This window comes from Nitrosophilus kaiyonis (assembly GCF_027943725.1).
GTDB classification, from domain to species: Bacteria; Campylobacterota; Campylobacteria; order Campylobacterales; family Nitratiruptoraceae; genus Nitrosophilus_A; species Nitrosophilus_A kaiyonis.
Map to the genome: position 1 here is coordinate 662,772 of NZ_AP025696.1, position 25,655 is coordinate 688,426.

Below are 25,655 nucleotides of genomic sequence, written 5' to 3' on the forward strand. Positions count from 1 at the left end.
AGGTATTAAGACTCTTTATGGCAGAACCACCAATCATAACATTCATACTCTTTAGTTCTTTTTTCAGCAGTCTCACAATCTGTTGCAGGCGGAATTATTACTCTATCTTTAATTAGTTCGTTTTCTGGCCAGTTAGCTGGAGTTGCAACACCTTCAGCATCACTTTTTTGAAGTGCTTTTACTGCTCTTACAATCTCAGAGATATTTCTTCCTATCTCTTGTGGATAGTAAAGAATTGTTCTAATAATACCTTCAGGGTCAATTATAAATACAGCTCTAACTGTATTTGTTCCTTTTCCTGGGTGAACCATTCCGATTTGTGCAGCAAGTGTATCAGTTGCAGCAATGATTGGAAACTCAATCTCTATATCTAATTTTTCTTTTATCCACTCAATCCATTTAATATGTGAAAATACTTGGTCAATTGATAATCCTATAAGCTGAGTATTTATCTCATCAAACTCTTTTTTGTGTTTTTGAAAGCTAACAAACTCTGTTGTACATACAGGTGTAAAATCTGCTGGATGACTAAAAAGCACAGTCCATTTACCTTTTAAATCCTCTGGTATTGTCATTTTCCCATGTGTTGTTTGAACTTCTATTGTAGGAAATTTATCTCCAAGTAGTGGCATTCCCATTTTACCCTCCTCTTTTTTAAATTGTTTTGTTGCAACTTCTAAAAACTCTTTTACAACATCTTCAAACTCTTTTTTTTGAATATTTGCTCTTTTTTTAATCTCTTCATACTGATCTTCAACAAGAGAGGCAATCTTTTTTGCAACATCTTTTTGACTTTCAACTATCTCTTCAACTCTTTTTTTAATATCCTCTTTCCAGCCCATTTTGCCTCCTTTAGCAATTTTATTTATAATATTTTATACTTTTTAAATCAATTTGTCTGCTACTTTAGTAGCAAAAAGATCTAAAACCACCTATTTAAGTATATCTTTACAAAACTTATATAAACTTAAGATTATAATAAAAGAAATCAACCATTAAATATTTCAATTGCTTTAAGAATTTTTAATCCAGCTTCATTGACACTATTTTTACCAAGAAATTTTGCTTCTTTAGCAGCAATATATGCTTTTTCAAAGCTCTCTTTAGTTAACCCACTTTTTTTAATAGCTTCTTTAATATTTTCAGGGAGCATGCGTACCTTTTGCTCTTTTACATACATATTTCCAGTTTCAGCAATTGCTTTTATAACTCTATAGATAATTGGATTAATAGGTGCACCAAATCCTTCAGGTACTCCGCTTAATGCTTCATCCATCAATTTTCCATACTCAGTTTCTATAATATGACCATCTGGTAGTATTTCAATAAACCCTTTTGCCTCTAATTTATCAAGAGCCTCTTTTCTATGAAAATACTCATCTTCATGTAAGTTTTCATTTAAAATGTCTTCACAAGTTATACCTGCATCAGGAATCATTTTAAATATATCCATTTCATAACGTGTTATAAAAGGTAGTTTTTTACTACTTGCAAGCTCTTCATAAAGAAGTCCTGATTTACTTGGCTCAAAAGTTCCTAAAATACGTTCTTTTCTTGCCTCTTCTATCCACTCTTTATTTGGGGAGCTAAAGATTTTATTGGATATTGTTAAAGTTTTTACACTCCAAGAGTGAATACTTCGCTCATCTGCTTGATCTTCTATTACTTTTTGTCCATTTTCTGTTACATAATATACTGCTCTACCTTTACTATCTATACCCTCTTTAATAAGTCCAAATGCTTCTAGATTATATAGATATTCTCTTAAATCAAAGTTTTCTTCAAACCATTTTGTCATATCTTTAGCTTCACCAAACTTTTTTGCAATCTCTTGTTTTTTCTTTGGCATCTCATCAAGACGTCTGCCATATTTTTCCAAAATATTTTTATATTCTCTTACTTTTCTATCTACAAGCTCTTTTTTTATCTCATCAAAATTTGCTACCTCTTCAGGATTAGATGTATATTTCTCTTTCCAAATTTGATCAATTGTTTTAAGAGTTTCAACTTCCTCTTTTTCAATAGCAAAAGAGTAAAATGGCTTTTCTGTTTTATCTTTAAAAATGCGATAGACTTCTAAGGCTTTTTTTCCAGCTTTTGTTAGAGTATCTACATTGCTTACGTATCCCAAAGCCTCTAATTGTAGAAGTGTATCTACTTCAACCTCTTCTCCATCTGCAACTTTTGCAATAGACTCTAAAATAGAGATATCCAAAACGCTTCCTTCACTTGCCCAGCCTCCATATGTGAGTGTATCTTTAACAGCTTGTCCAAGTTCAGTGAATGTAAAAAAGTCTCCATATGGAATAGAATAGGCAATAAGACGCATTGCTTCTAATAGATCTTTATAATTTCTTTCAATTGGAAGATAATTAGTATCAGTTGGACCCATTGGAGATTTTCTTATAAATTCAGCCAATTTTGCATCTATAATGAGCTCTGGGTTACTATTATTATAAGCATTAAAAAGATCAAGTGCTGCTTGTGTTAGTTCGCCATTCTTTGCAAATCCTCTTTTTGAAAGTTCTTGATCACTTACTTTTGTGGTTCTCTTTTTCCCTTTGATCGCAGCATCAATCATCGCAATCACTTCAGAACTAACCCATTTAAAATTATCTTTCCAATCTTCAATATTATCTATATCTCTTTCAATATCAGCCAAAATTTGTGCTACTATTGAACCGCTATAGGTAAGTTCTATTTTTGCAGGTATTGGAAATCGAACAAGTCCGGATAAATTAAGCTCTTCTACAGCTTCTTGATTGAGTTTATCAACATTAATAGTTTTATCATCACTTCTATGAAGTGCTAATAATATTTTCGCTGCCTCTTTTTTAATAACCATACTTTTCTCCTTTGATTTTTTATATAAGTTTATAGGGAATTGTGTAAATTTTCAGCAACAAATGTAGCAAAAAGGGGAAAAGAACCCCTTCAATAATATGAAGATTAAGAATTGTTATCTTCTAATTTTTTGATTTGCGAGCTCATTGTAAGAAGCACAATACCATCAAAGAAAAGGCTAATTCCTACAAAAAGTCCTACCAAAAATAGAGAGCTAAACGGCCACCCTACTAAAAAGATAACTCCTATAATAATAGATAGAATCCCATTGAGTAAAATGAGCCACCAAAATTTATTCTCTCCTTTCATCTGTCCAGCAAGAGCAAATGATGCAAATCCATCCATAAAAAAATAGATTGCCAAAATGATTCCAAGTGCTGCAACTCCAGGAAGTGGGAAAAAGATAACCATTGCTCCAGTCACAAAATAGATAAAGGCTTTAAGCCATCCAAGCCAATCTTTTTTATCTGTCTGCCAAGTATGATATCCGATTGTAATTCCACTGAATATGAACAAAAATGCAACAAAGTAAGCAGTTGTCAAACTCATTAAAGCGGGATAGAAAATCCCGACAAGACCTAACAGAAGAAAAATCACTCCAGCAATTTTGGTGTTCTTTTCAAATTTTTTCAAAAGCTCTTTATTATTGAGCATATTTTGATAACCAACCATCTTAAACTCCTATAATGTCAAATCCATAACACTTTTTGCTTTTTCAATAAGCTCATGTGTTACAGCTCTATTTTCTTCATCAAGCTTTTTCATAATTCGTGCTAAAACAAGTGTTAAACCACCAACCATTTCAGGAAGGCTCTTTTCAAGTTCTGCTTCCAATTCTAGAAGTGGAGGATAAGTTGCAAGACGTTCTAAGATATCTTTAAGTTCTATCTCTTGTTCAAGCTTTTTAAACTCATTAATGCTCTCTTCCAATCCTTTAGTTATAGGAAGATCATATTTCCAGATAACATCTCGTCCATTATATTTTGCCGCTTTTTGTCCCATAAGCAAAAGATCATACAACTTTTGTTCAACAATATCTGTTACATCTTTTGCATGTCCTTTTTTAATATCAAGACCAGCTCCTTTTCTAAAAAGCTCTTCTAAATGATGAAATCCAACTACTGCCATTTTCTACTCCTTTTTATTTATTAATCTTTTTAACAGCTTTTTCTTTGAACTCTTTTAGTTTTTCTAATAGCTCTTCAAACAGTTTTTGAGCTTCATTTTTACCTTTAATCTCTTTTTCAACCTTTTCAATCAACTCATTAAGCATTTTGTATGTGGTGTCTGAATCACTGGTATATCCAAGAGCTTCAGCCCTTTTTATATCTTTTTTTGCTTCTGCAAGCATATCTAATGCTTTTTTCTTATCTTTTTTTGCCGCATCTTTTGCCACTTCAACAAGGTGAATCGCTTGCAATAGTGGAATTGGTGTTATAACATCAACTTCTACAAAAGTTGTTAATGCCTGATTTAGAACAATTTTAGCTTCATCAACTCTATTTTCATGCAAAAATTTTGCTGCAAGTTTTAGTGCTGCTGGATAGGAAGCTAAAGGTAAATTAATTACTTTAAAAACAATTTCGCTTCTAAGAGTATCAAGAATTCTTCTTGCTTCTTGAATTCTGTTTTCTTTAAGTAATGCTTTTACACTAATAATTGCAGTTTTAATATCTTGCAATGTTCCTGGAAAATCAACTACCTCAATAGAACTATTTATTGGAATAAGTGCAGGAGCGTTTGGCGTAGAAAGAACTACTTCTAGTTTTCCAATAGCATCTTCAAGATATTTTATAGCTTGATCTTTATTTCCTTTTTCAAGCTCTGCGAGTACCTTATTGGTTAATGTTACTGCATCAACAGCCTCTTGAACGATTTTGAGCTCTTTTTGCTCTTTTTTCACTTTAGTTTTTGCTTGAGAGATAGCTTTATTGGATTCAGCTTTACTAGCAACAGAAGCAAAAGCTCCATTTACTAAAAGTGTAGCAGTAGCAATACTAATTAGAAATTTTTTCACTATCAACCTCCCTAAATTTTTGTGGCTGATAGAATTTTAATATTATTAAATATTTTTGACAGCTACTTTAGTTGCAGATTGAATAGATATTAAATATTTTTGAAGGAGTTTAATTTTGAGAGGATAAGCAAAAGGCTCTTAAAGAGCTGCTTTTGCTTTTTCTACGATTTTAGAGAAGCTTTCAGGCTCATTCATCGCTAAATCTGCCAAGATTTTTCTATCAAGTTCGATGCCAGCTTTTTTGAGTCCATGAATAAATCTTGAATAACTAATATCATTTAGTCTACAAGCCGCATTTATTCTTGTTATCCAAAGTTTTCTAAAATCTCTCTTTTTTTGCTTTCTATCTCTATATGCGTATACTAAAGATCTCTCTAACTGCTCTTTAGCTTTTCTAAAATGTTTTCTTCTACCGCTATAGAAACCTTTTGCAAGTTTTAATATCTTTTTATGTCTTCTTCTTCTAACTATTCCAGTTTTTACTCTCATTTTTTCTCCCTTTACCTTTTAAATTTTTAGGTGCCACATATGTGGACTTAACCCTAATGGGTGGAGTAACCGGCTTAATATGTTGCGATTAACTCTCTAATGTTTTCTTCATCAACCTTACTTACATAGTGAGGTGATCTTAAGCTTCTTTTTGTTTTTGGCGATTTTTTAGTCAAAATGTGACTTCTAAAAGCGCTACCTCTTTTGATTTTGTTTTTAGTTTTTTTAAATCTCTTGGCAGCACCGCGATGTGTTTTCATCTTTGGCATCTTTTCTCCTTTACAGAATTTAAGACAGCAATTATATCGAAAGAATTTAAAAGAGAGATTAAAAAAGTGTAGTAATTGGATATTGGTATATTGGTTATTAGTTATTGGAAAAATCTATGAAGAGCAAAGCAACTAATTCCCAATGACTAATTACCAATTACCAATTACCAATAACTAATGACTAATGACTATTTTTTCTTTTCCTCTTTTTTTGGTACAACCATCATATTTACATATCTTCCCTCAATATGTGGCTTCTTTTCAACAGTGCCTATATCTTCAATAAGAGGGATAATTTTTTCCAATACTTCAACACCAGCTTCTGGATTTGCCATTTCACGGCCTCTTAGGAAAACTCTAAATCTTACATGTTTTCCTTTTTCTAAAAATTCCCTTGCATGTTTTACTTTATAATCAATATCATTTTGGGCTATTTTTACAGATAATTTTATCTCTTTTACCTCAATTTTTGCCTGTTTTTTCTTTGCCTCTTTTTTCTTTTTCTCCTGCTGATATTTAAATTTACCAAAATCCATTATTTTACACACAGGAGGGTTGGCATTCGGTGCAATAAGAACTAAATCCAAACCTTTCTCTTCAGCTAAATCAAGAGCTTCATCTCTTGAAATAATTCCATACTGAGTACCATCTTCACCTATACACCTAACCTTTTCAGCTCTTATATCTTCATTTAAGAGCACTTGATCCTTTTTCTTACTCAAAAGCGTACCTCACTTAATTTCTCCTTTATTTTTTCAAAAAATTCATTTTCACTAATATTATACTGAATTCTTTCTCTTCTATCCCTTATAGCAACTAATTTTTCTTCAACTTCTTTATCCCCAATAACAACTATCATAGGAACTTTTTGTTTTTCAGCTGTTCTTATTCTTTTATTTAAACTCTCATTTTTATCAAAAATTTCTGTATCTATACCCATCTCAACAAGTTTTTCATTTAATTCTTTTGCATAATCTATATGATTTTGAGCAATTGGAATGATAATAATTTGAGTTGGAGCAATAAAAAATGGAAACTCCCCAGCAAAATGTTCTATCATTATACCTATAAATCTTTCAAAAGAGCCTAAAATTGCTCTATGTATCATCACTGGGCGCTCTTCTTCATTTTTGTCATTTATATATCCAAGCTCAAATCTTTCAGGCAAATTAAAATCTACTTGAATTGTTCCACACTGCCATTTTCTACCGATAGCATCAGTAATTTTAATATCTATCTTTGGTCCATAAAATGCTCCCCCACCCTCATCTATCTCATATTTATGGCCATTCTCATCAAGGGCTTCTTTTAAGGCATTTGTAGCTTTTTCCCAAATCTCATCACTACCTATAGCTTTTTTTGGCTTTGTTGAGATTTCCATCTCATATTTAAAGTCAAATGTTTTCATTATCTCATCAACAAAACCAAGTACCTCTATAACATTATCTTTTATCTGGCTTGGCATACAAAAAATATGTGCATCATCTTGAGTAAACTCTCTTACACGAAAAAGCCCGTGTAATACGCCACTTTTTTCGTGTCTATGAACAACGCCATATTCAAAATATTTTATAGGAAGTTCACGATAACTTCTCTTTTTTGATTTATAAATCATTATATGGCCAACACAGTTCATAGGTTTTATACCATACTCAACACAATCCTCTTTCTCGTCGCAAATTTCAGTGAAATACATATTTTCTTTATAATTTTGATAATGGCCACTCTTTTTCCAAAGTTCGCTTTTTAAAATTTCTGGACCCCTTACTGGTTCATATCCTCTTTTTCTATGCGCTTTAAAAAGTAAGCTCTCAAGTTTACTTCTAAGCCTTGCTCCTTTTGGAAGCCATATAGGTAGACCTGCACCTACCTCATCGCTAAACATAAAAAGCTCTAATTCTGTTCCAAGTTTTCTATGATCTCTTTTTTTAGCCTCTTCAAGCATTGTTAAATAATCTTTGAGAGACTTTTTATCTGCAAATGCTGTTCCGTATATTCTAGTTAGCATCTCTTTTGTTTCATCACCGCCAAGATATGCGCCAGCTACTCTTAATAATTTAAAATGCTTTAAAAATTTTGTGTTTGGTACATGAGGCCCTCTACATAAATCTTCAAAATCTCCCTGTTTGTAAATAGATACAGTGTCACTTGGGATATTTTTTAAAACTTCCTGTTTTAAATCATCATCTTTAAATTTTTCTATAGCTTTACTTTTAGGAATTTCATATCTTTGAATATCAAGTTTTCTTTTTGCAATCTCTTGCATCTTTTTTTCAATTTTTTTTAGGTCCTCTTCACCAATTTTTTCTTTTACCCTAAAATCATAATAAAATCCATCTTTTACAACAGGTCCAACAAAAAATTTTGCATCAGGATATAACTCTTTAATTGCTTGAGCCATTAAATGAGCAGTTGAATGTCTAATAACCTCTAAAGCTTCTGGAGTGTTTTCTGGATATATTTTTTTAGCAGATTCAATATCTATATTTTTTTCTTTTGCAGTTTGCAAATCTATTATTTCATTATCTTTTTTTATAGCAATCGGTTCCAAAAAGCTCCTTTAATTATTTTTAACCGCTTTTTTCTATGCAATCGCAATGTTTTGCATAAACAAAAAAAGCTTTAAAGTGTGTTAGCAAAAAAATCGATAAGCAGTTATCGATTTTTTTCCATATGGTGGTCGCGAGAGGATTTGAACCTCTGACCACTACGATGTCAACGTAGTGCTCTACCCCTGAGCTACGCGACCATTTTTTCGTTAAATTGGATAGAATGTTTAAATTGGTTAAAATAGTTAAGTAGTTGAGTTGTTAATTCATCTTTAACTCGTTCTTTTTTAACCACTTAACCACTCAACCATTTTAACTAATTTAATTTTTCTTGACTAAAATTATATTTTTTTTTGTATAAAATGTAAATAGAATAGCCATGCAATTGATAAATCAATCATAACATCAGCAAAGTTAAATACTGCAAAATCAAATCCGCAGTGCCAATATACATAATCAACTACTCCACCATAAATAAATCTATCATAAAGATTTCCAATGGCAGCCCCAAATAAAATACCTAATACAAAAGGTATTTTAAATATCAATCTATTTATATTTACATATATAAAAGCTGATAATATTAAAGCAAACAAAATCCATTTAAGATATCCATTTAAAAAAGACAAAAGAGAAAAAGCGACTCCTTTGTTTAATGTAAAGCCAAAAGTAATACATTTTGTATCATAAAAAAGGCCATTTATAAAAAGCTCTTTTATACTTTTATCTATTAAAAATATCCCTAATGCGGCAAGAAAAAATACAAAATAGTTTTTTATCATCTATCTAATTTTTTCCTCAAAAAATCTAAAAGTTCATCCATCTCTTTTTCGATAACTTTTTGATCCTTTCCTTCAAGCAATACTCTTAATTTATTTTCGGTCCCAGAATATCTTATCAAAGTTCTTATTCCCTTTTTTTCAATATCTTTTATTTTTTTTTGATAGCCTTCAATATTTTCTAAAGGAATTTTTTCTTTAACATTTATGTTTTTTAGTAGTTGGGGATATAGCTCAAAAGGGTTTAATACTTCACTTGCTTTTTTATTCGTTTTTAACATTAATGCCAAAGTTTGCAATGCACTAACTAAACCATCTCCAGTTTTTCCAAAATCTGTTAATATAATATGTCCGCTATTTTCTCCACCAAAATTAAGATTATATTTTTTTATCTCTTCAAGGACATATTTGTCCCCTACTTTACTTCTATAAAGTTTTATTCCATGTTTATTTAAAAAATCTTCAAGTGCTTTATTGCTCATAACTGTTGCTACTATTGCACTATTTTTAAGCTTTTTTTCATTTTTTAAATATAGCGCAAGTGCTCCAAGAAGTTTATCTCCATCAACAATTTCTCCTTTTTCATCAACTACTACTAGTCTGTCAGCATCTCCATCAAGAGCAAAACCAATATCGGCTCTATATTTTTTTACTACATTTGCTAAATCTTCAGGATGTATTGCTCCACATTTATGATTGATATTAAATCCATTTGGTTGATTGTTTATAACTATTGTTTCAGCGCCTAATTCATTAAAAATTGTTGGGGCAACTTTATATGCAGCTCCATTTGCAGTATCAACAACGATTCTTAAGCCACTAAGAGTTAGATCTTTAGGAAAAGAGTTTTTTATATGTACTATATATCTTCCTATTACATCATCTATTCTTTTTGATGATCCTATCTCTTTTTTTGTTTTTTGATTTTCTTGAATTAACTCTTTATTAAAAAATATCTCTTCAATTTTTTTCTCATCATTCTCTTGAAGCTTATCTCCAAAATGGTTGAAAAATTTTATTCCATTATCATAATAAGGGTTATGACTAGCGCTTATCATAATTCCTGCATCACATCTCATATCTTCTGTTAAAAAAGCTATTGCAGGAGTTGGCATTGGTCCAATTTGTATAACATTATATCCAACAGCTGTTAATCCACTAACTATGGCATTTTCTATCATATATCCGCTTCTTCTTGTATCTTTTCCAACGAGTATTTTATTTGTAACAGAATTTTTTCTAAAATATATTCCAGCACTCATAGCAAGGTTCATTACAAGTTCAGCTGTTAAAAATTTGCCAGCCTCCCCTCTTACGCCATCAGTTCCAAAAAGCTTCATATTAAATTCCTTATTCTTAAAAAATGATTAATTTAAACTTTTTTTAAATAAACTTGGGGTATTATTCTAGCCTAAAATAAATTAAAAAGGATTAAAAAATATGGCACATCATAAATCCGCTTTAAAAAGAATTCGCCAAACAGCTAAAAGAACTGCAAGAAACAGATTTTACAGAACAAGAATTAAAAATATCTCAAAAGCTGTGAGAGAAGCTGTAGCTGCTGGTGATAAAGAAAAAGCATTGGAAGCACTAAAAGTTGCAAATAAAGAATTTCATAAATATGTTAGTAAAGGTGTATTGAAAAAAAATACAGCTGCAAGAAAAGTATCACGCCTTCATAAACTTGTAAACTCTATGACAGAAGCTGCATAAGCTTCTGTAGACCTGCCCATGCTAAAAGAGAAGTTAAAACCATTTATTGAAAGATATGAAGAGATAAATAATCTTTTAAGCTCTCCTGAAATCACTCACGATATTAAAAAAATGACTGAACTTTCTAAAGAACAGTCTGATATTGAACCAATAGTGGAAAAAGCAAAAGAGTATTTTAAAGTAATTGAAGCTATTGAAGAGAACAAAGAACTGCTTGAAGATGAGGAGTTAGGGGAGCTTGCAAAAGAGGAGATAAAAGAGTTAGAGCCTTTGAAAGAGAAGCTTGAAAATGAGATAAAAGTTCTTTTAATTCCTAAAGATCCTAATGATGAAAAAGATATCTATCTTGAAATTAGAGCAGGTACAGGTGGAGAAGAGGCTGCTCTGTTTGCAGCTGATCTTTTCAAAGCTTATGTTAGATACGCTGATTCAAAAGGGTGGAAAGTAGAGATAGTAAGTTCAAATGAGAGCGATAGTGGTGGTTATAAAGAGATTATTGCAAAAATAAAAGGGCAGGGGGTTTATAGCCGATTAAAATATGAAGCAGGTACTCATAGAGTACAAAGAGTTCCAGCAACTGAATCACAAGGAAGAATACATACTTCTGCTGTAACTGTAGCTATTATGCCTGAAGTTGATGATGTAGATGTAGAAATAAATCCTAATGATTTAAAAATTGATGTTTATCGCTCTAGTGGATGTGGAGGACAGTCTGTTAATACCACTGATAGTGCAGTTAGAATTACCCATATTCCTACAGGTATTGTTGTTGCGATGCAGGATGAAAAAAGCCAGCATAAAAATAAAGAGAAAGCTCTTAAGATTCTTAAAGCTAGAATTTATGAAAAAAAGATGAGAGAGCAACAGGAAGCTTTGGCAAAAGATAGAAAAGAGCAGGTAGGAAGTGGGGATAGAAGTGAAAGAATTAGAACATACAATTATCCTCAAAATAGAATAACTGATCATAGAATAGGGCTTACTTTATATAAACTTGATGAAATTATGCAAAATGGAGATTTTGATCAAATTATAGAGCCTCTTATTGCTCATTATCAAGCTCAAAAAATGGAAGAAGCAGGATTATAAATAAGTGCTAAGTTGTTAGAGGCATATTAATTATACAACTCAACAACTCATCCACTTAACTACTTAACTATCATGTAAATGTAATCTATTTTTTTTGATTATAGAAGATACTAGTTTATTATATCTTTTTCCAATTTGTGAATATCTTTGCATCATCATAGCAGCTTTTAAACCACTAAATTTGACACCTTTTTTTCTTGATAGATATCTTGCCATTCTAAATTCTTTGTAGGCTCTGTGTCTATTTAGATTTAACATGTATGAAGCAATAGAGTCAGAGATAGTTTTAAAAACTCTTATTTTATGATTTTTTCCTTCTTCTCTATTTTGAGGAATAAGTCCATTTTTACCAAATGTCCACTCTCCAAAAAGATTGTTTGCTTCTCTTGCAAATCTACTTTTCCCCCAGCCACTCTCAAGAGCTGCTTGAGCAAGTACAAGAGAATCTGGAATTGTATCTATTTTAATCAAGTACTCTTTTTTGTTGTATATATTTTTGATTCTATATTTTTTTGCAAGTTTAATGAGATTGTTTAATCTGTCTTTTTTAATAAAAGGATTTTTATAATAGTCATTAAAAAATTCTATTACAAATTTTCTCTCTTTTTCTATTTTTGCATTCTCTTCTTTTACAAGAGGTTTAAGTATTTTAAAAAATGCCTCTTTTTGCTTTGATATATTTTTAATTTTATAATACCATGCAGGAATAGATTGTAATTTTGCAGCATATATTGAAGTAGCTAATATTATTCCTCCTATACCTAATACAACTTTTTTCAATAAACCTCCTCTATAAATGTTTCAAATATTTTTTTAACTCTTCCTTTTAGATATAAAGAGCTGTTTTTATAACTTAAAATGAGTTCTTCTTTACTTTTTGGATATACTTTTGCTTTATTATCAACTAAGCCTTCTTTAAAAGCTCTATAAAAAGCAGCAGCCATTCCAGTTCCACAGGCTAAAGTTTCATCTTCAACACCACGTTCATATGTTCTTATATATATTATACCATTTTCCACCTTGGCAAAGTTTACATTTGCATTATAAATTTGTCTTAGCTCTTTTGCTTTAAGCTTATCAAATTCATCTAAATTATCTACAAATGTAACTAAGTGAGGCACCCCTGTATCTATAAGCCACCAATCTTTCCCAAACTCTTTTATATTTTTATCTTTTATGAAAGCCTCGGTTAATTCACTCTCTACAATATCTTCTTCAACAGTTGCATTTATGACCCCAGCTCCAGTTAAAAAACTCATTTTACTGTCTGCCAATCCATAATTTTTTGCATAATGTGCAGCTGCTCTACTTCCATTTCCACACATTGCAGCTTCACTTCCATCTGCATTATAAAACTGCCATTTGAAATCTACTCCTTCAAACGGAAGTAAAACTATTAAGCCATCAGCTCCAATTCCACTGTATCTATCACATAGTTTTTTGGCTAAATCACTTCTATCAATCTCTTTAAATGTGTGAAATATTATAAAATCGTTTCCACTTGCGCTATATTTGGCTAAATTCATTTTTTACCTTTTCAACAAATTTATCTACCTCTTTTTGAAGATGTTTTAAATCTTTTGAATTATCTATCAAATAAGTAGTTTTCTCTTTTTTCTCCTCTATATCCATTTGTGAATCTATTCTTTTTATAGCTTCTTCTTTGCTTAATCCTTCTCTATTTATAAGTCTTTGAAGCTGAATATCCTTTGGAGCATATACTAAAACAACTTTCTTTATAGGATAATTTTTTGTTTCAAAAAAAAGAGGAATGTCTACAATATATGGCACTTTGTGTTTTTCTAATTTTATAGATTCTTCTTCAATTTTTTTTCTAATCAGTGGATGAAGGAGTTTTTCAAGCTCTTTTTTAGCCTCTTTATCTGAAAAAATCAATTTGCCAAGAGCTTTTCTATCAACTTTTCCATTCTTTATATATTTTTTTCCAAAAATCTCTTCTATTTTATCTTTTTGTTCTTCTAAAACTTCATGAGCTATTTTATCTGCATCAATAATGGAAAAACCATATAGTTTAAGTATGTTACAAACTGTGCTTTTGCCGGTGGCTATGCCACCAGTTAAAGCAATAGCATGTTCAAATGGTTTTATATTAGTTGAATTGGTAGAGCTTTTTTCTGATGAGCTAATCATATCTTATCCTAAAATATTTTTAAAATTTTACCATTTATAAAGCTCACCCAACTCTTTTTTTACATAATTTGGTAAAACAAAACTTGCTTTGTGAATATCTGAGTTGTAATATTTAAGTCCATCTATTAAATCTGCTCTTTGTAAAATCATATCTGCTGTTGGATGATAAAATTTACTTCCCATTATAAAGTTCCAATTGCATCCTGGATACATATACATCTCAAATCTATAAGGCATAACAATCTTAAAAAACTCGCCAATAACTTTCATTATCTCTTTATGCAAAGGCATATCTATCCACCAGCTCTCACCTTGGGCTACAACCAATCCATCATCTTTTAATATTCTATTTACATGGGCATAAAAAGTTTTATTAAAAAGTCCCTTAGCTGGACCTTCTGGATCTGTTGAATCAACTAAAACAATATCATAGCTTTTATCTTTTGCATCTCTTACAAACTCTATACCATCAGCTATTATAAGATTTAATCTTGGATTGTCCCAATCTCCAATATTTGGAAAATATTTTTTGCTAATATTAACAACCTCTTCATCAATTTCAACCATATCAACTTTTATATCTTTATGTCTTAAAACCTCTTTTGCAACTCCACCATCGCCTCCACCTATAATAAGTACATTTTTTGGATCTTTATGGGTGCAGATTGCAACATGAACCATCATCTCATGATAGATAAACTCATCTTTTTCACAAAGCATCCCATGACCATCAATAACTAAAACTTTTCCAAACTCTTCACTATCATATACCTCGATATTTTGATATTTGCTTTTTGTTTGGGCAATTTTTTCTTTAACTTTGATTCCTTGTTTAAAAAAATCGTTATGTATCTCTTCAAACCACATGTTATCTCCATTTTAGATAAATTTTGTCTGATTTTATCAAAAGATTTTTAAATAAACAAAAAGTTAAGTCCTTAAATGATATAATTTATTTTAAAATATAGAGATTATAAGGAGATAAAATGTGTGGGGATAAAGCTCAAAGAATTTTAATGGCTATAATGCTTGGATTTATAATGTATCTTTTTGCAATGGGCAGAACTGACCAGACTATGTTTCAAATTGCAGTAGTTTTACAAACTTTTATAATTATTATGCTTTTAATATTTGCTTTTACAAATTTTTGTCCAAGTCTTTGGTTTTTTAATAAAATTTTTGGAAAATGTGATTGGGAGAAGAAGAGTAAAGAGTAGTAATTGGTATATTGGTTATTAGTTATTGCTTATTAGTAAAAAATTAAATATCTAATATACCATTACACTAATAACCAATTACCCTTGTTCAATATCCAAATTTGTAAAAAGGAAACAGATGAAAATCAATTATAAAGAGAGTGGTGTTGATATTGATGCTGGAGCTAAGCTTGTTGAAGAGATAAAACCTTTTGTAAAAGAGACTTTCAATAAAAATGTTTTAACATCTTTAGGTGGATTTGCTGGAGGTTTTGAAATCCCAACTAATTATAAAAATCCTGTCCTTTTTGGTGCTACTGATGGTGTTGGAACAAAGCTAAAATTGGCAATTGAATCAAAAATATATGACAGCGTTGGAATTGATCTTGTGGCAATGTGTGTAAATGACCTTATCTGCTCATTCGCAGATCCAATATTTTTCTTAGATTATTATGCTACTGGAAAATTGGATGTTGATGCTGCTAAGGATGTTATTAAAGGAATAGCAAAAGGGTGTCTTGAGGCTGAATGTGCATTGATTGGGGGAGAAACGGCAGAAATGCCAGGAATGTATAGCAATGAAGATTTTGATTTGGCTGGTTTTGCTGTTGGAATCGCTGAAAAAGAAGAGCTTCAAAAAGAGAGAGATATAAAACCAGGAGATGTATTAATAGCTTTAAAATCAAGTGGAATACATTCAAATGGTTATTCACTTGTTAGAAGACTCTTTTTTGATGAATTAAAGTGGCATTTACATAGCGATTTTAATGGAAAACCATTGGTAGAAGTATTATTAGAGCCGACAAAAATATATGTAAAAACTTATAAAAAAGTAAAAGATAAAATAAAAGCTTTAGCTCATATTACAGGTGGTGGAATTGTAGAAAACCTGCCAAGGGTATTGCCTGAAAATGTAAGAGCGGTTGTGAGAAAAAATCATATTGAGCCTTTAGAGATTTTTGATTTTATTTCAAAATATGTTGATGAAGAGGAGATGTTTAGAACTTTCAATATGGGTGTTGGAATGATATTGATAGTTGATGAAGAAAATGTCAAAGATGTTATGAGATTAAGTGGCGGATATATTTTAGGAGAGTTAGTAGAAGGTGAAAAAGGCGTTGATATTATAGAATGATCTATTATATTTCTAAACTTTTTACTTATATTTTTCTACCTCCTGGGATAATTATTGCGGCTTTTTATGCCGCAGCTATTTATTGTAAAAGATTTAAAAAGATATTATCAATTTTTGCTACTATTTTATGGATAATTTCTACTGATTATGGCTCATCATTTTTATTAAAACCTTTAGAAAATAGTTCTTATAAAGAAACAAAAATTAAACCAAAATATGTTGTTGTTCTTGGAGGAGGATATACAAGAGGAGATATCCCAACTTCTTTTGGTGCAACAAAGCGGTTATTGAAAGGGCTGGCAATTGCAAAAAGCAATAAATTGCCTTTAATCTATTCAGGTTTTGAGTATAAATATGCAAAAAAGAGTATAGATTTTATAAGAAAAAATTTTGGATTTGATGAAAAAATTATATACGAAAGAAAAAGTAAAAACAGTTTTCAAAATGGAAAATTTTGCTCTAAAATTTTAAAAAATAGAGAGATTTTCTTAGTTACATCAGCATATCATATGCCAAGGGTATATAAAATATTTAGCTATTTTGGATTTAAAATAATCCCTGTAAAAACTGATTTTTTAACAAAAAAAGAGTTTGATAAATTCTCATTTTTTCCTAAAATGGAAAATTTATATAACAGCTATATAGCTTTACATGAATATTTTGGACTGTTAAGCCTCTATTTAAGAGGCATCTTTTAATAGCTCTATTACTTCTTCATCATCTAATTGATGAAAATCTTGATAAAATTGGCCAACAGCCATAAAATCTGGTGGTGTTTGAACAAATATTACATCATCTGCAACCTCTTTTAATTTAGCTACAACTTCTGGAGGAGCAACTGGAGCTGCAATTATTACTTTTTTTGCGCCCATCTCTTTTAGAGATTTTGCTGCAACTAACATACTTGCACCTGTAGCTATTCCATCATCTACAATAATTGCAGTTTTTCCTTTTATATCAATTTTCTCTTTTTTATAGATATCTCTTTTTTCTTTCATCTCATTTTTTTTCTTTTCTACCATTTCATCAATATATTGATCAGCAACATTTAACATAATTTTTGCTCTTTCATCTACAAATTTTATGCCATCTTCACTAACTGCACCAATTGCTGCTTCTGGATTATAAGGACTTGGTATTTTTTTTACAAAATATATATCCATAGGAATATTAAATTTTTTAGCTATAACTGAGGCTATAGGAACGCCTCCTCGTGGTAAAGCTATCACTACACTATCTTCATCTATCTTATCTTTTAATTTTTCACTTAAAAGCTCAGCTGCTTCAAATCTATCTCTAAAAATCATACCAACTCCTTAAACTTAAACTAAACTTAGATATAATATATTCCAAATTAAAAAATTTGTCAAGGGGTAAAATGATTGCTTTACTTCAAAAAGTTAAAAAAAGCAGTGTGAAAGTTGATGAAAGAGTAGTTAATAAAATAGGGCAGGGTATCAATATTTTGCTGGGAGTTTTTAAAGATGATAGCCAAATAGATATAGAAAAACTTGTGAAAAAAATTGTAAATTTAAGGATTTTTAGTGATAATGAAGGGAAAATGAATCTTAGTATAAAAGATATAAATGGTGAAATTTTAGTAATATCTCAATTTACTCTTGCTGGAAATGTTAAAAAAGGAAGAAGACCAAGTTTTGAAAATGCAATGGAACCAAATAGAGCAGAAGAGTTATATGAAAAATTTTGTGATGAACTTTCAAAAGAGGTTACTGTAAAAAAGGGTATTTTTGGAGCAATGATGGAAGTAGAGATTATAAATGATGGACCTGTAACTTTTATTGTTGATTCAAAAAAGCTGTAGTGGTTTTAGGTTGAAGGATGAAGGGAGAAGGTTGAAGTGAGCGAGGACAGACCGAAGGCTTAAGAAAGCAACTGCATGCCTTTTATGCCTGAGAGAAAGCTGTTCATATGCGAAGCCGAAATTCAAGGAATTTCGTGTCTGAGCATATGAACAGCTGGTTTACCTTGAAGCAAACGAAGTTGAGCAAAGCGAAACAAGTTTGCGGTTAAATTTAGGTGAGTAGGGTAAGTGAGGTAAGTGAGGTGGTAAGGTGCTAAGGTGGTAAGGGGTAAGATGGTGAGGGGTGAAGCGGAGAAGTGGGGAAGCGGCCAATTCCCAATTCCTAATGACCAATGACTTAATGACTAATGACTAATGTCTAATGACTAATGTCTAATGTCTAAATATAAAGGATAACTTTTGATAAACTATATTTTTACTGATAGATTTGGCGGAGTAAGTGAGGAAAATTATAAAAGTTTTAATCTTGCTTTTCATGTTGGTGATAAAAGAGAAAATGTTGAAAAAAATAGAGAGATTTTAAAAAATAAAATAAAAGTTTCAAAAATTGTATTTATGAATCAGTTGCATAGTGACAAAGTTGAAGTTGTAAATGATTTAGACAAAATATATAATTGTGATGGAATTATATGTGATAAAAAAGATGTTGCTCTTGCTGTTATGGTAGCAGATTGTATTCCTTTGCTTTTATATTCAGACTCTTTAATTGCTGCAGTGCATGCTGGAAGAAATGGAACATTTTTAGAAATTTCAAAAAAGTGTGTGTTGAAGATGAAAAAAATGGGTGCAAAAAATATAAAAGCAATAATTGGGCCATCAATTAGGTCATGCTGTTATGAAGTTGGAGAAGAGATTTTAGATATTGCTAAAAAAAGTTTTAGTGAAAAATATATAAAAAACAAAAAATTTTTAGATATAGTTTCAATGAATATAGACCAGTTAAAAAGTGTAGGAGTTGAGAATATTAAATTATTTAATGATTGTACATGTTGCAATAAAAAATATTTCTCTTATAGAAGAGAAAAAATTACTGGCAGATTTGTTGGAGTAATTTGGAGGAAGTGATGAAAATAGAGGATTTTTTTGAAATAGTTCCAAAATTGCCCGGAGTTAGAGTTTTTCAATTTGTAGATAATAGTGATTATGCTAAAAAATTGGCAAAATTTGCAATGGAAGAAGATTTTGAACTTGAAATAGTTACTTTTAATGAAGATATTTATGAGAAAATAAAGAATTTAAAATCCTCAAATATAAACATAAGAAATATTACTGAAGAGAAAGAGAGATATAATTTAAGATCAAAAGTTTATGATACTATATTTGTAAATCTTGATATTGAAAGAATAAAAAATCTTGAGATGTTTTTGAGAAAAATTTATAGAATTATGAAAAATGCGGCAAATATTGTTCTTCCAGTAAATATAGAAAAAAAAGATGAGATAAGAGATCTTTTAGAAAAGTGTAATTTTGTTGCTATAAATTTTACTCCAATAAATGATAATAAAGCTGTTTTTATAGCTAAAAAACTTCATGGATGGACTAAAGTTTAAGATTTTTTAATTTTTTCAAGCCATTCATTTAAAGTTTTTTCAAATCCAATATTTTTTGATTCATAAAATTTTAAATCTTTTGTTAAATATTTCTGTTTTACATATCCTCCAAAATCGTGTGGATAGAAATACCCTTTAGGAGAAGGTGATTTTAAATAGGTAGGAATTGGAAGAATTTCACCATTTTCAACTGATTTAATTGCTTTTTTTATTGCTAAATATGCACTATTTGATTTAGGAGAAGATGCAAGATATATAACACATTGAGAAAGAATTATTTTGGCTTCAGGATAACCTATATTTTTGACAGCTTCAAGAGTATTTACTGCAATATTTAGTGCATTTGGATTTGCATTTCCTATATCTTCACTTGCTAATATAACAAGCCTTCTTGCTATAAATTCAGGAGGCTCAGCTTCACTTACTAATCTTGCAAGATAGTATATAGAAGCATCTATATCACTACCTCTTATACTTTTGATAAATGCGCTTATTAAGTTATAATGCTCCTCTTTTGAGCTTATTCCCAAAAGAGTAGACTTTGGCTTAAGAGCTAAAAGAGTTTGTAAATCAATCTTTTTTGTTATATTAAAAGCAGCTTCAAGAAGATTTAACATACTTCTTGCATCATGGTTAGAACTTCTAATAAGATACTCTTTCGCATCATTATCAATTTCAAATTTGTATATCTCTTGAGCCTTTTTTAATATTTTTTCTAAGTCTTTATCGCTTAATGGTTTAAATTCAAATAAAAAGCTTCTGCTTCTGATAGCAGCTGTTAATGAAAAATATGGATTTTCTGTGCTTGCTCCTAAAATCAAAGCTTCATTTTTTTCCATGATAGGCAAAAGCACTTCTTGCTGTGTTTTTGAGAGTCTATGAACTTCATCTATAAATATGAGTGGTTTTGTCAAAGAGTTTTTATATTTTGATACAATTTTTCTAATATCGTCAACTTTTAAACTTGTGGCATCCAAAAAATAAAAATCTCTTCCAAGATATGAGGCTATTATTCTTGCTAAAGTTGTTTTTCCAGTTCCTGGTGGTCCCCAGAAAAAAGTATGGGGGAGTTTCTTTGAAATAATAAGTTTATAAAAAGGAGCATTTTTTGATATAAGGTGATTTTGTCCTACAAACTCTTCAAGTTTTTTAGGTCTTAATCTATTAGCAAAATTATCCATTAATTACTTTGATATATATTTTTCTTTCTCTTGGTCCATCAAACTCACAATAAAAAACTCCTTGCCAATCTCCAAACAGAGGTTTGGCATCTTCAACCGGAATCGTAACGGAGCTTCCAACTATGCCAGATTTTATATGGGCATGAGCATTTTTCCCATGAGCATAATTTCCATCAGATGGAACTAATTTATGAAGATGTCCTAAATAGTCTCTTTGAAGATTAGGGTCAACATTTTCAAAAAGAATAATTCCAGTTGTTGTATGTGGTGTAAAAACATTACAAATACCATTTGTTATACCAGATTTTATAACTGCTTCTTTTACAATATCAGTTATATCTATCATCTCAGATTTATGATTTGTTTGAATTGTTAGTTTTTGCATATTTTTCCTTTCTTTTAGACTTTTCAAACTCTTTTAAAAACTCTTTCAAATCTTCATACTCTTTTTTTGTAAGATATCTAGTTTTTCCAACTGGCAATGCATTTAAAGCAATTCCACCAAATTCTAATCTCTTTAAATCTAGTACTTCTCTATTAAAATGGGCAAAAAATCTTCTAATTTCTCTATTTTTTCCCTCAATTAGAGCAATTTTTAGTTTTGAATATTTTGGGTCATTTTTAATTATCTGATATGCATAAAATGGTGCAAATTTCATAGATTTTATTTCAGTTTTTTCATGAGCCCCTTTTGTTGCATCTTCAAGCTCAAGGCCTTCTTTCATCGCTTCTTCCATAGCCTTTGTTATAGAGCCTTTTATTTTTACCTTATAAATTCTTTCTAAATTACTTTCCATTAAAGCTTGCGCAACTTTTGGAGAATCTGTTAATAAAAGTAGTCCTTCTGTTGCAAAATCGAGTCTTCCTACTGGAATAAAATGTTTAAATTTTGCAGGCAGTGAGTCATAAATAGTTTTTCTCCCTCTTTCATCTTTTTTTGTAACAAGCTCTCCTTTTGGTTTATTATATACAATAACGGTAAAAAGCTTTTTCTCTTTTACAGGCTTTCCTTTAATAAAAACTTTGTCTTCCTTTTTAACATCATAATAAGGCTCTTTTACAACTTTATTATTAACTTTTACAAATCCCTCTTGTATAAGCTTATCAGCCTCTCTTCTTGAATACGTTGTATTGTGTGAAATATATTTATTTAATCTCATTTAATTCCTGCTTCAACTAAATCGTGAATATGTAATGTTCCTAATATTTTATCATTTTCATCAACTATAACCAACATCTGAATTTTATAATCTTCTATCATTTTTAGTGCATCGCTAGCAAGTAGATTTTTATTTGTACATTTTTTAGGATTTTTATTTGCAAACTCTATCGCTTTTTTATCCAAAGAAAAATCCTTTTTCATTAAGGCTCTTCTTAAATCGCCATCACTAAGAACTGCTTTTAATTTCCCAGATTTATCTGTAATTAGTACATTTCCAAGTTTTCCTTCGCTCATTACTACAATAGCATCTTTTAATGAAGTTTCTTCATCAATAATTGGTAAATTTTTATTTCTCATTAGATCTTTAACTTTAATAAATAGTCTTTTACCAAGAGAGCCTCCTGGATGAAATGATGCAAAATCCTCTTTTTTAAAATCTCTTTTTTTCATTAAACATACAGCTAGTGCATCCCCAAGAGCCATAGTTAGGGTTGTGGAAGCTGTAGGAGCAGCTTGCAATGGACATGCCTCTTTTTCTACTTTGATAGATATAAATACATCTGAATATTTTCCAAGTGTTGAATCTTTATAACCACTCATTGCAATAAGTGGTATATCAAATCTTTTAATATGAGGAAGTATTTTTATAAGCTCTTCGCTCTCACCAGAATAACTTATAGCTAATACTGCGTCTGATTTTCCTATCATACCAAGATCTCCATGAAGAGCTTCAGTTGGATGTATAAAAAAACTTGGAGTTCCAGTAGATGCAAATGTAGCAGCTATTTTTGCGCCTACAAGGCCGCTTTTTCCAACGCCTGTTATGATAAGTTTGCCTTTAATATTATAAATTGTTTCAACAGCTTTGTTTATATTTTCAGAAATTCTATTTTTTGAATCTATTAAAGCTTTTGCTTCAATATCTAAAACATCTTTTGCAATTTTTACAAAATCCATAATTTTCCTTTTTGTCATTTGACATTAGGATTTAGTGCTAAGCGCTAAGAGTTAAGTATTAAGTTTATACCTACAAACTATCACTTCATTGCCTACTCACTTAACTCTTAGTTCTTAAATCTTAGCTCTAACTCACCATTACTACATTACAAATACAGTAGGTACAATTGTTGGATATTTTTTATATTTTCTAAATATATGTTTTCTAATAGCTTGCCTTAATTCATTTTCCAATCTTTTTGGTGCATTGACCAATTCTGATTTCATATTGTCTAAAAAGTGAGTAATAACATCTTCAATCTCTTGTGCAAACTGTTTATCATATTTATCTGCAACTAAACCAAAGCTTGATACTTTAGGTTTATCTATCAGTTTTTTATCAGCAGCAGAAATTTGTGCTACAACCATTACTATACCTTCAGTTGCCATTTTTTGTCTATCGATTACTACATCGCTTTCTATCTCTTCATTTAATTGATTATCGATATATGCTTTTCCTGTCCTTACAGTTTTTACTTTTTTGATATATTTTGGAGTTAACTCTATCTGGTCCCCATCGCTCATAAGATAGATATTTTTTTCAGGAATTCCACATTTTATAGCTGTCTCTTTATGCTTCATTAAATGATTGTATTCACCATGAACAGGTAGGAAAAATTTTGGTTTTGTAAGCCTTAACATCAATTTTTGCTCCTCTTGAGCGGCATGTCCTGATACATGGATTTCGCTAAAATCTTGATATGCTACAGTTGCTCCACATTTTTGTAGTAAATTTATAACACTTGACACACTTCTTTCATTTCCAGGGATTGCTTTTGCTGAAATGATGATTGTATCTGATGGTTTTATTTTTACATGTCTATGTTCATTTGAAGCCATTCTATATAAAGCGCTCATTGTTTCGCCTTGGCTTCCTGTTGTTACGATTAAAATCTCATTATCACTATATCTATTTAATTCATGAGCCTCAATAAAAATTGATTGAGGAAGTTTTATATATCCAAGCTGCATTGCCGTTTCAAGGTTTCTCTCCATCGAACGGCCAATAACACATACTTTTCTATTATATTTAAGGCCATGATCAATTGCTTGGTAAACTCTATGAATATTTGATGAAAATGTGCTCATTATGACTCTACCTTTTGCTTTTGAAAAAAGAAGATCAAATGTTGGTCCAACACTTGCCTCTGATTTAGTAATTCCAGGATTGTGAGAGTTTGTAGAGTCACTTAAAAGAGCCAAAACACCTTTTTCTCCATAATAGGCTATTCTATTAAGATCAGCTGGATATCCATCAATTGGAGTATGATCAATTTTAAAATCACCAGTGTGAAAAATTGTACCAGCATCACATGTAATTGCTAATGAAGAAGCATCTATAATAGAGTGGGTCATATGTATCCACTCAACTTCAAAATCGCCAATTTTTATAGGTTTTCTTTTCTCTACAAATCTAAAATAGCTTTTGTAACTTCTTAGATTGTGTTCATCAAATTTATTTCCTATCATTCCAAGAGGCAAAGGAGTTCCATATATAGGAAATTGCATCTCTTTAAAAAGATAAGGAACTGCACCAATGTGGTCTTCGTGAGCATGTGTGATTAAAATTCCATCAATTTTGTCTTTTATCTGCCTCAAATATGTAAAGTCTGGAACTAAAATATCTACTCCATGCATATCTTCAGTTGGAAAGCTCATGCCCACATCTATTACTATTGCACTATTTTGTGTCTCTATAACTGTTATATTTCCACCAATCTCTCCAAGACCGCCAAGAGGAGTTATTTTGACTTTTGCTTTTGATTGAAGATTTATTCTTGCATCTGGATTTAGTCTTTGTTTTTGAATTTTTTCATTTGCTTCAATAGCTTTTTTTATATCTCTATACCAACCAAGTGGTTTTTTTGATTTTTGATAAGATTTAGAGTTTTGTGGTCTCTTTTCTTCCATCTACCTTCCTTTTTTCTAAAATTTCATATAACTGATGATAGATGGATGTGGTAGCTTGATGAGGTCTAATATTTGGAAGAATGTTTAGTTGTTCAAAAACTTTTTTTAAATTATCTTTAGAATATTTACTGCTTAGATTTTTCAATAAAGTTTTTCTTGGTGCACTAAAAGCAATTTTTAAAAAATTTTCAAAATTTTTGTCATCTAAACTCTTTTTTTTATTAATTAAAAGTATAGATGACATGACTTTTGGTGCAGGCTCAAATGCTTCAGGCTTAATATCAAAAAGCTTTTTTACAACTCCTGCTGTTTGAGCCAAAACAGAAAGTGATGAAAAATCCTTTTCTTTGCTTTCTGCACTAAATTTTTGAGCAACCTCCTTTTGAAGCATTACCAATATATTTTTGCAATTTTTATCTCTTAAAGCATTTAATACTATATTGGTAGCTACATAATAAGGCAGGTTAGCTATCAAATCATATGGTCTATCTACTAAACTATTCTTCCAATGATCTTGTACATCCCCACATTTTAGAATAAGCTTTTTTTCTTTTATCGCTTTTTCAAAATCTTTTTTTAGGATGTTACAAAGATCTTTATCTATCTCAAAAGCTATCACATCCTTCTTTGTGATAAGCCTTTTTGTCAAATCACCTAATCCAGGCCCAATCTCTACTATAACATTGTCATTTTTGGGCATCGATTGGATGATTTTTTCTAAGATAGTTTCATCTTTTAAAAAATTTTGTCCAAATCTCTTTTTTGCTTGAATTTTCAATTGACCTTCCATATTACTAAATATATT

Annotated in this window: 30 protein-coding genes and 1 tRNA gene; 8 read left to right on the forward strand and 23 right to left on the reverse strand. The window is 30.5% G+C overall.

What is annotated here, in order from left to right; all coding sequences use genetic code 11:
• Window positions 1-5: 5 nt before the first annotated feature.
• The 12 genes from QML81_RS03400 to glmM form a co-directional block, all read right to left on the reverse strand.
• Entirely contained in the window at window positions 6-638 is a 633-nt protein-coding gene (locus QML81_RS03400; RefSeq protein ID WP_345741158.1) for a peroxiredoxin, read from the reverse strand.
• A 350-nt stretch (window positions 639-988) separates the two neighbouring features.
• Window positions 989-2,845 (reverse strand): DUF505 domain-containing protein, encoded by a 1,857-nt coding sequence (locus QML81_RS03405; RefSeq protein WP_281951784.1) that lies wholly within the window; start codon window positions 2,843-2,845, stop codon window positions 989-991.
• A gap of 104 nt (window positions 2,846-2,949) precedes the next feature.
• Window positions 2,950-3,516, reverse strand: a complete 567-nt coding sequence (locus QML81_RS03410) for an HdeD family acid-resistance protein (protein ID WP_281951785.1) — start codon at window positions 3,514-3,516, stop codon at window positions 2,950-2,952.
• A 9-nt stretch (window positions 3,517-3,525) separates the two neighbouring features.
• Complete coding sequence (locus QML81_RS03415) at window positions 3,526-3,972, reverse strand: DUF1931 family protein (RefSeq protein ID WP_281951786.1); 447 nt, start codon at window positions 3,970-3,972, stop codon at window positions 3,526-3,528.
• Window positions 3,973-3,985: 13 nt separating this feature from the next.
• The gene (locus tag QML81_RS03420; protein ID WP_281951787.1) at window positions 3,986-4,861 is read right to left on the reverse strand and encodes a YfdX family protein; all 876 of its coding nucleotides are present in this window, start codon (window positions 4,859-4,861) and stop codon (window positions 3,986-3,988) included.
• 138 nt (window positions 4,862-4,999) lie between these two features.
• Window positions 5,000-5,350, reverse strand: coding sequence for a 50S ribosomal protein L20 (rplT, locus tag QML81_RS03425; RefSeq protein ID WP_281951788.1), 351 nt, complete (start codon window positions 5,348-5,350; stop codon window positions 5,000-5,002).
• 74 nt (window positions 5,351-5,424) lie between these two features.
• Window positions 5,425-5,619: a 50S ribosomal protein L35 gene (rpmI, locus tag QML81_RS03430; RefSeq protein ID WP_281951789.1), complete on the reverse strand. Its 195-nt coding sequence runs from the start codon at window positions 5,617-5,619 to the stop codon at window positions 5,425-5,427.
• Window positions 5,620-5,807: 188 nt separating this feature from the next.
• Complete coding sequence (gene infC / locus QML81_RS03435; RefSeq protein WP_281951790.1) at window positions 5,808-6,341, reverse strand: translation initiation factor IF-3; 534 nt, start codon at window positions 6,339-6,341, stop codon at window positions 5,808-5,810.
• Window positions 6,338-8,170: a threonine--tRNA ligase gene (gene thrS / locus QML81_RS03440; protein ID WP_281951791.1), complete on the reverse strand. Its 1,833-nt coding sequence runs from the start codon at window positions 8,168-8,170 to the stop codon at window positions 6,338-6,340. The genes infC and thrS overlap by 4 nt, the downstream gene beginning before the upstream one ends.
• A gap of 123 nt (window positions 8,171-8,293) precedes the next feature.
• Window positions 8,294-8,368, reverse strand: a tRNA-Val gene (locus tag QML81_RS03445).
• 141 nt (window positions 8,369-8,509) lie between these two features.
• Window positions 8,510-8,950, reverse strand: a complete 441-nt coding sequence (gene lspA, locus QML81_RS03450; protein ID WP_281951792.1) for a signal peptidase II — start codon at window positions 8,948-8,950, stop codon at window positions 8,510-8,512.
• Window positions 8,947-10,287, reverse strand: coding sequence for a phosphoglucosamine mutase (gene glmM, locus QML81_RS03455; protein ID WP_281951793.1), 1,341 nt, complete (start codon window positions 10,285-10,287; stop codon window positions 8,947-8,949). The genes lspA and glmM overlap by 4 nt, the downstream gene beginning before the upstream one ends.
• 100 nt (window positions 10,288-10,387) lie before the next feature.
• On the opposite strand from glmM, the gene rpsT reads away from it, so the two are divergent.
• Both rpsT and prfA read left to right on the forward strand, forming a co-directional pair.
• The gene (gene rpsT, locus QML81_RS03460; RefSeq protein WP_281951794.1) at window positions 10,388-10,660 is read left to right on the forward strand and encodes a 30S ribosomal protein S20; all 273 of its coding nucleotides are present in this window, start codon (window positions 10,388-10,390) and stop codon (window positions 10,658-10,660) included.
• A gap of 18 nt (window positions 10,661-10,678) precedes the next feature.
• The gene (prfA, locus tag QML81_RS03465) at window positions 10,679-11,746 is read left to right on the forward strand and encodes a peptide chain release factor 1 (RefSeq protein WP_281951795.1); all 1,068 of its coding nucleotides are present in this window, start codon (window positions 10,679-10,681) and stop codon (window positions 11,744-11,746) included.
• A gap of 63 nt (window positions 11,747-11,809) precedes the next feature.
• Here prfA and QML81_RS03470 read toward each other — a convergent pair whose 3' ends face one another.
• Genes QML81_RS03470 through speE form a run of 4 tightly spaced genes read right to left on the reverse strand, consistent with a single transcriptional unit; the run spans window position 11,810 to window position 14,764 of the window.
• Window positions 11,810-12,526 (reverse strand): glucosaminidase domain-containing protein, encoded by a 717-nt coding sequence (locus tag QML81_RS03470; RefSeq protein ID WP_281951796.1) that lies wholly within the window; start codon window positions 12,524-12,526, stop codon window positions 11,810-11,812.
• Window positions 12,523-13,272 (reverse strand): diaminopimelate epimerase, encoded by a 750-nt coding sequence (gene dapF / locus QML81_RS03475; RefSeq protein WP_281951797.1) that lies wholly within the window; start codon window positions 13,270-13,272, stop codon window positions 12,523-12,525. Before dapF ends, QML81_RS03470 begins: the two co-directional genes overlap by 4 nt.
• The gene (gene coaE, locus QML81_RS03480) at window positions 13,253-13,897 is read right to left on the reverse strand and encodes a dephospho-CoA kinase (protein ID WP_281951798.1); all 645 of its coding nucleotides are present in this window, start codon (window positions 13,895-13,897) and stop codon (window positions 13,253-13,255) included. Before coaE ends, dapF begins: the two co-directional genes overlap by 20 nt.
• Before the next feature lie 27 nt (window positions 13,898-13,924).
• Entirely contained in the window at window positions 13,925-14,764 is an 840-nt protein-coding gene (gene speE / locus QML81_RS03485) for a polyamine aminopropyltransferase (RefSeq protein WP_281951799.1), read from the reverse strand.
• Window positions 14,765-14,883: 119 nt separating this feature from the next.
• Here speE and QML81_RS03490 point away from each other — a divergent pair, with 119 nt between their 5' ends.
• From QML81_RS03490 to QML81_RS03500, 3 genes are all read left to right on the forward strand, one after another.
• Window positions 14,884-15,114, forward strand: a complete 231-nt coding sequence (locus QML81_RS03490) for a phosphoribosylaminoimidazole synthetase (protein WP_281951800.1) — start codon at window positions 14,884-14,886, stop codon at window positions 15,112-15,114.
• A 118-nt stretch (window positions 15,115-15,232) separates the two neighbouring features.
• The gene (purM, locus tag QML81_RS03495; RefSeq protein ID WP_281951801.1) at window positions 15,233-16,228 is read left to right on the forward strand and encodes a phosphoribosylformylglycinamidine cyclo-ligase; all 996 of its coding nucleotides are present in this window, start codon (window positions 15,233-15,235) and stop codon (window positions 16,226-16,228) included.
• Window positions 16,225-16,926, forward strand: a complete 702-nt coding sequence (locus QML81_RS03500; RefSeq protein WP_281951802.1) for a YdcF family protein — start codon at window positions 16,225-16,227, stop codon at window positions 16,924-16,926. The genes purM and QML81_RS03500 overlap by 4 nt, the downstream gene beginning before the upstream one ends.
• Here the strand turns inward: QML81_RS03500 and QML81_RS03505 are convergent.
• Window positions 16,909-17,535, reverse strand: coding sequence for a phosphoribosyltransferase (locus QML81_RS03505; protein WP_281951803.1), 627 nt, complete (start codon window positions 17,533-17,535; stop codon window positions 16,909-16,911). The two genes, QML81_RS03500 and QML81_RS03505, sit on opposite strands and share 18 nt — an antisense overlap.
• Before the next feature lie 71 nt (window positions 17,536-17,606).
• Here QML81_RS03505 and dtd point away from each other — a divergent pair, with 71 nt between their 5' ends.
• The 3 genes from dtd to QML81_RS03520 all read left to right on the forward strand — a co-directional run bounded on the left by dtd (window position 17,607) and on the right by QML81_RS03520 (window position 19,600).
• On the forward strand, window positions 17,607-18,050 hold the full coding sequence (gene dtd, locus QML81_RS03510; RefSeq protein ID WP_281951804.1) for a D-aminoacyl-tRNA deacylase: 444 nt from the start codon (window positions 17,607-17,609) through the stop codon (window positions 18,048-18,050).
• A 399-nt stretch (window positions 18,051-18,449) separates the two neighbouring features.
• A complete protein-coding gene (gene pgeF, locus QML81_RS03515; RefSeq protein WP_281951805.1) occupies window positions 18,450-19,115 on the forward strand; it encodes a peptidoglycan editing factor PgeF in 666 nt (221 codons plus the stop codon).
• A complete protein-coding gene (locus tag QML81_RS03520; protein ID WP_281951806.1) occupies window positions 19,115-19,600 on the forward strand; it encodes a hypothetical protein in 486 nt (161 codons plus the stop codon). The genes pgeF and QML81_RS03520 overlap by 1 nt, the downstream gene beginning before the upstream one ends.
• On the opposite strand, the gene QML81_RS03525 is transcribed toward QML81_RS03520, so the two are convergent.
• The 6 genes from QML81_RS03525 to rsmA form a co-directional block, all read right to left on the reverse strand.
• Window positions 19,597-20,781, reverse strand: a complete 1,185-nt coding sequence (locus tag QML81_RS03525) for a replication-associated recombination protein A (protein ID WP_281951807.1) — start codon at window positions 20,779-20,781, stop codon at window positions 19,597-19,599. The genes QML81_RS03520 and QML81_RS03525 overlap by 4 nt on opposite strands.
• Window positions 20,774-21,166, reverse strand: a complete 393-nt coding sequence (locus QML81_RS03530) for a secondary thiamine-phosphate synthase enzyme YjbQ (RefSeq protein WP_281951808.1) — start codon at window positions 21,164-21,166, stop codon at window positions 20,774-20,776. The genes QML81_RS03525 and QML81_RS03530 overlap by 8 nt, the downstream gene beginning before the upstream one ends.
• Window positions 21,135-21,941, reverse strand: a complete 807-nt coding sequence (locus tag QML81_RS03535; protein ID WP_281951809.1) for a pseudouridine synthase — start codon at window positions 21,939-21,941, stop codon at window positions 21,135-21,137. The genes QML81_RS03530 and QML81_RS03535 overlap by 32 nt, the downstream gene beginning before the upstream one ends.
• A complete protein-coding gene (locus tag QML81_RS03540; protein WP_281951810.1) occupies window positions 21,938-22,900 on the reverse strand; it encodes a KpsF/GutQ family sugar-phosphate isomerase in 963 nt (320 codons plus the stop codon). Before QML81_RS03540 ends, QML81_RS03535 begins: the two co-directional genes overlap by 4 nt.
• A gap of 141 nt (window positions 22,901-23,041) precedes the next feature.
• Window positions 23,042-24,850: a ribonuclease J gene (locus QML81_RS03545; RefSeq protein ID WP_281951811.1), complete on the reverse strand. Its 1,809-nt coding sequence runs from the start codon at window positions 24,848-24,850 to the stop codon at window positions 23,042-23,044.
• A complete protein-coding gene (rsmA, locus tag QML81_RS03550) occupies window positions 24,822-25,628 on the reverse strand; it encodes a 16S rRNA (adenine(1518)-N(6)/adenine(1519)-N(6))-dimethyltransferase RsmA (RefSeq protein ID WP_281951812.1) in 807 nt (268 codons plus the stop codon). The genes QML81_RS03545 and rsmA overlap by 29 nt, the downstream gene beginning before the upstream one ends.
• Between the last annotated feature and the right edge of the window lie 27 nt (window positions 25,629-25,655).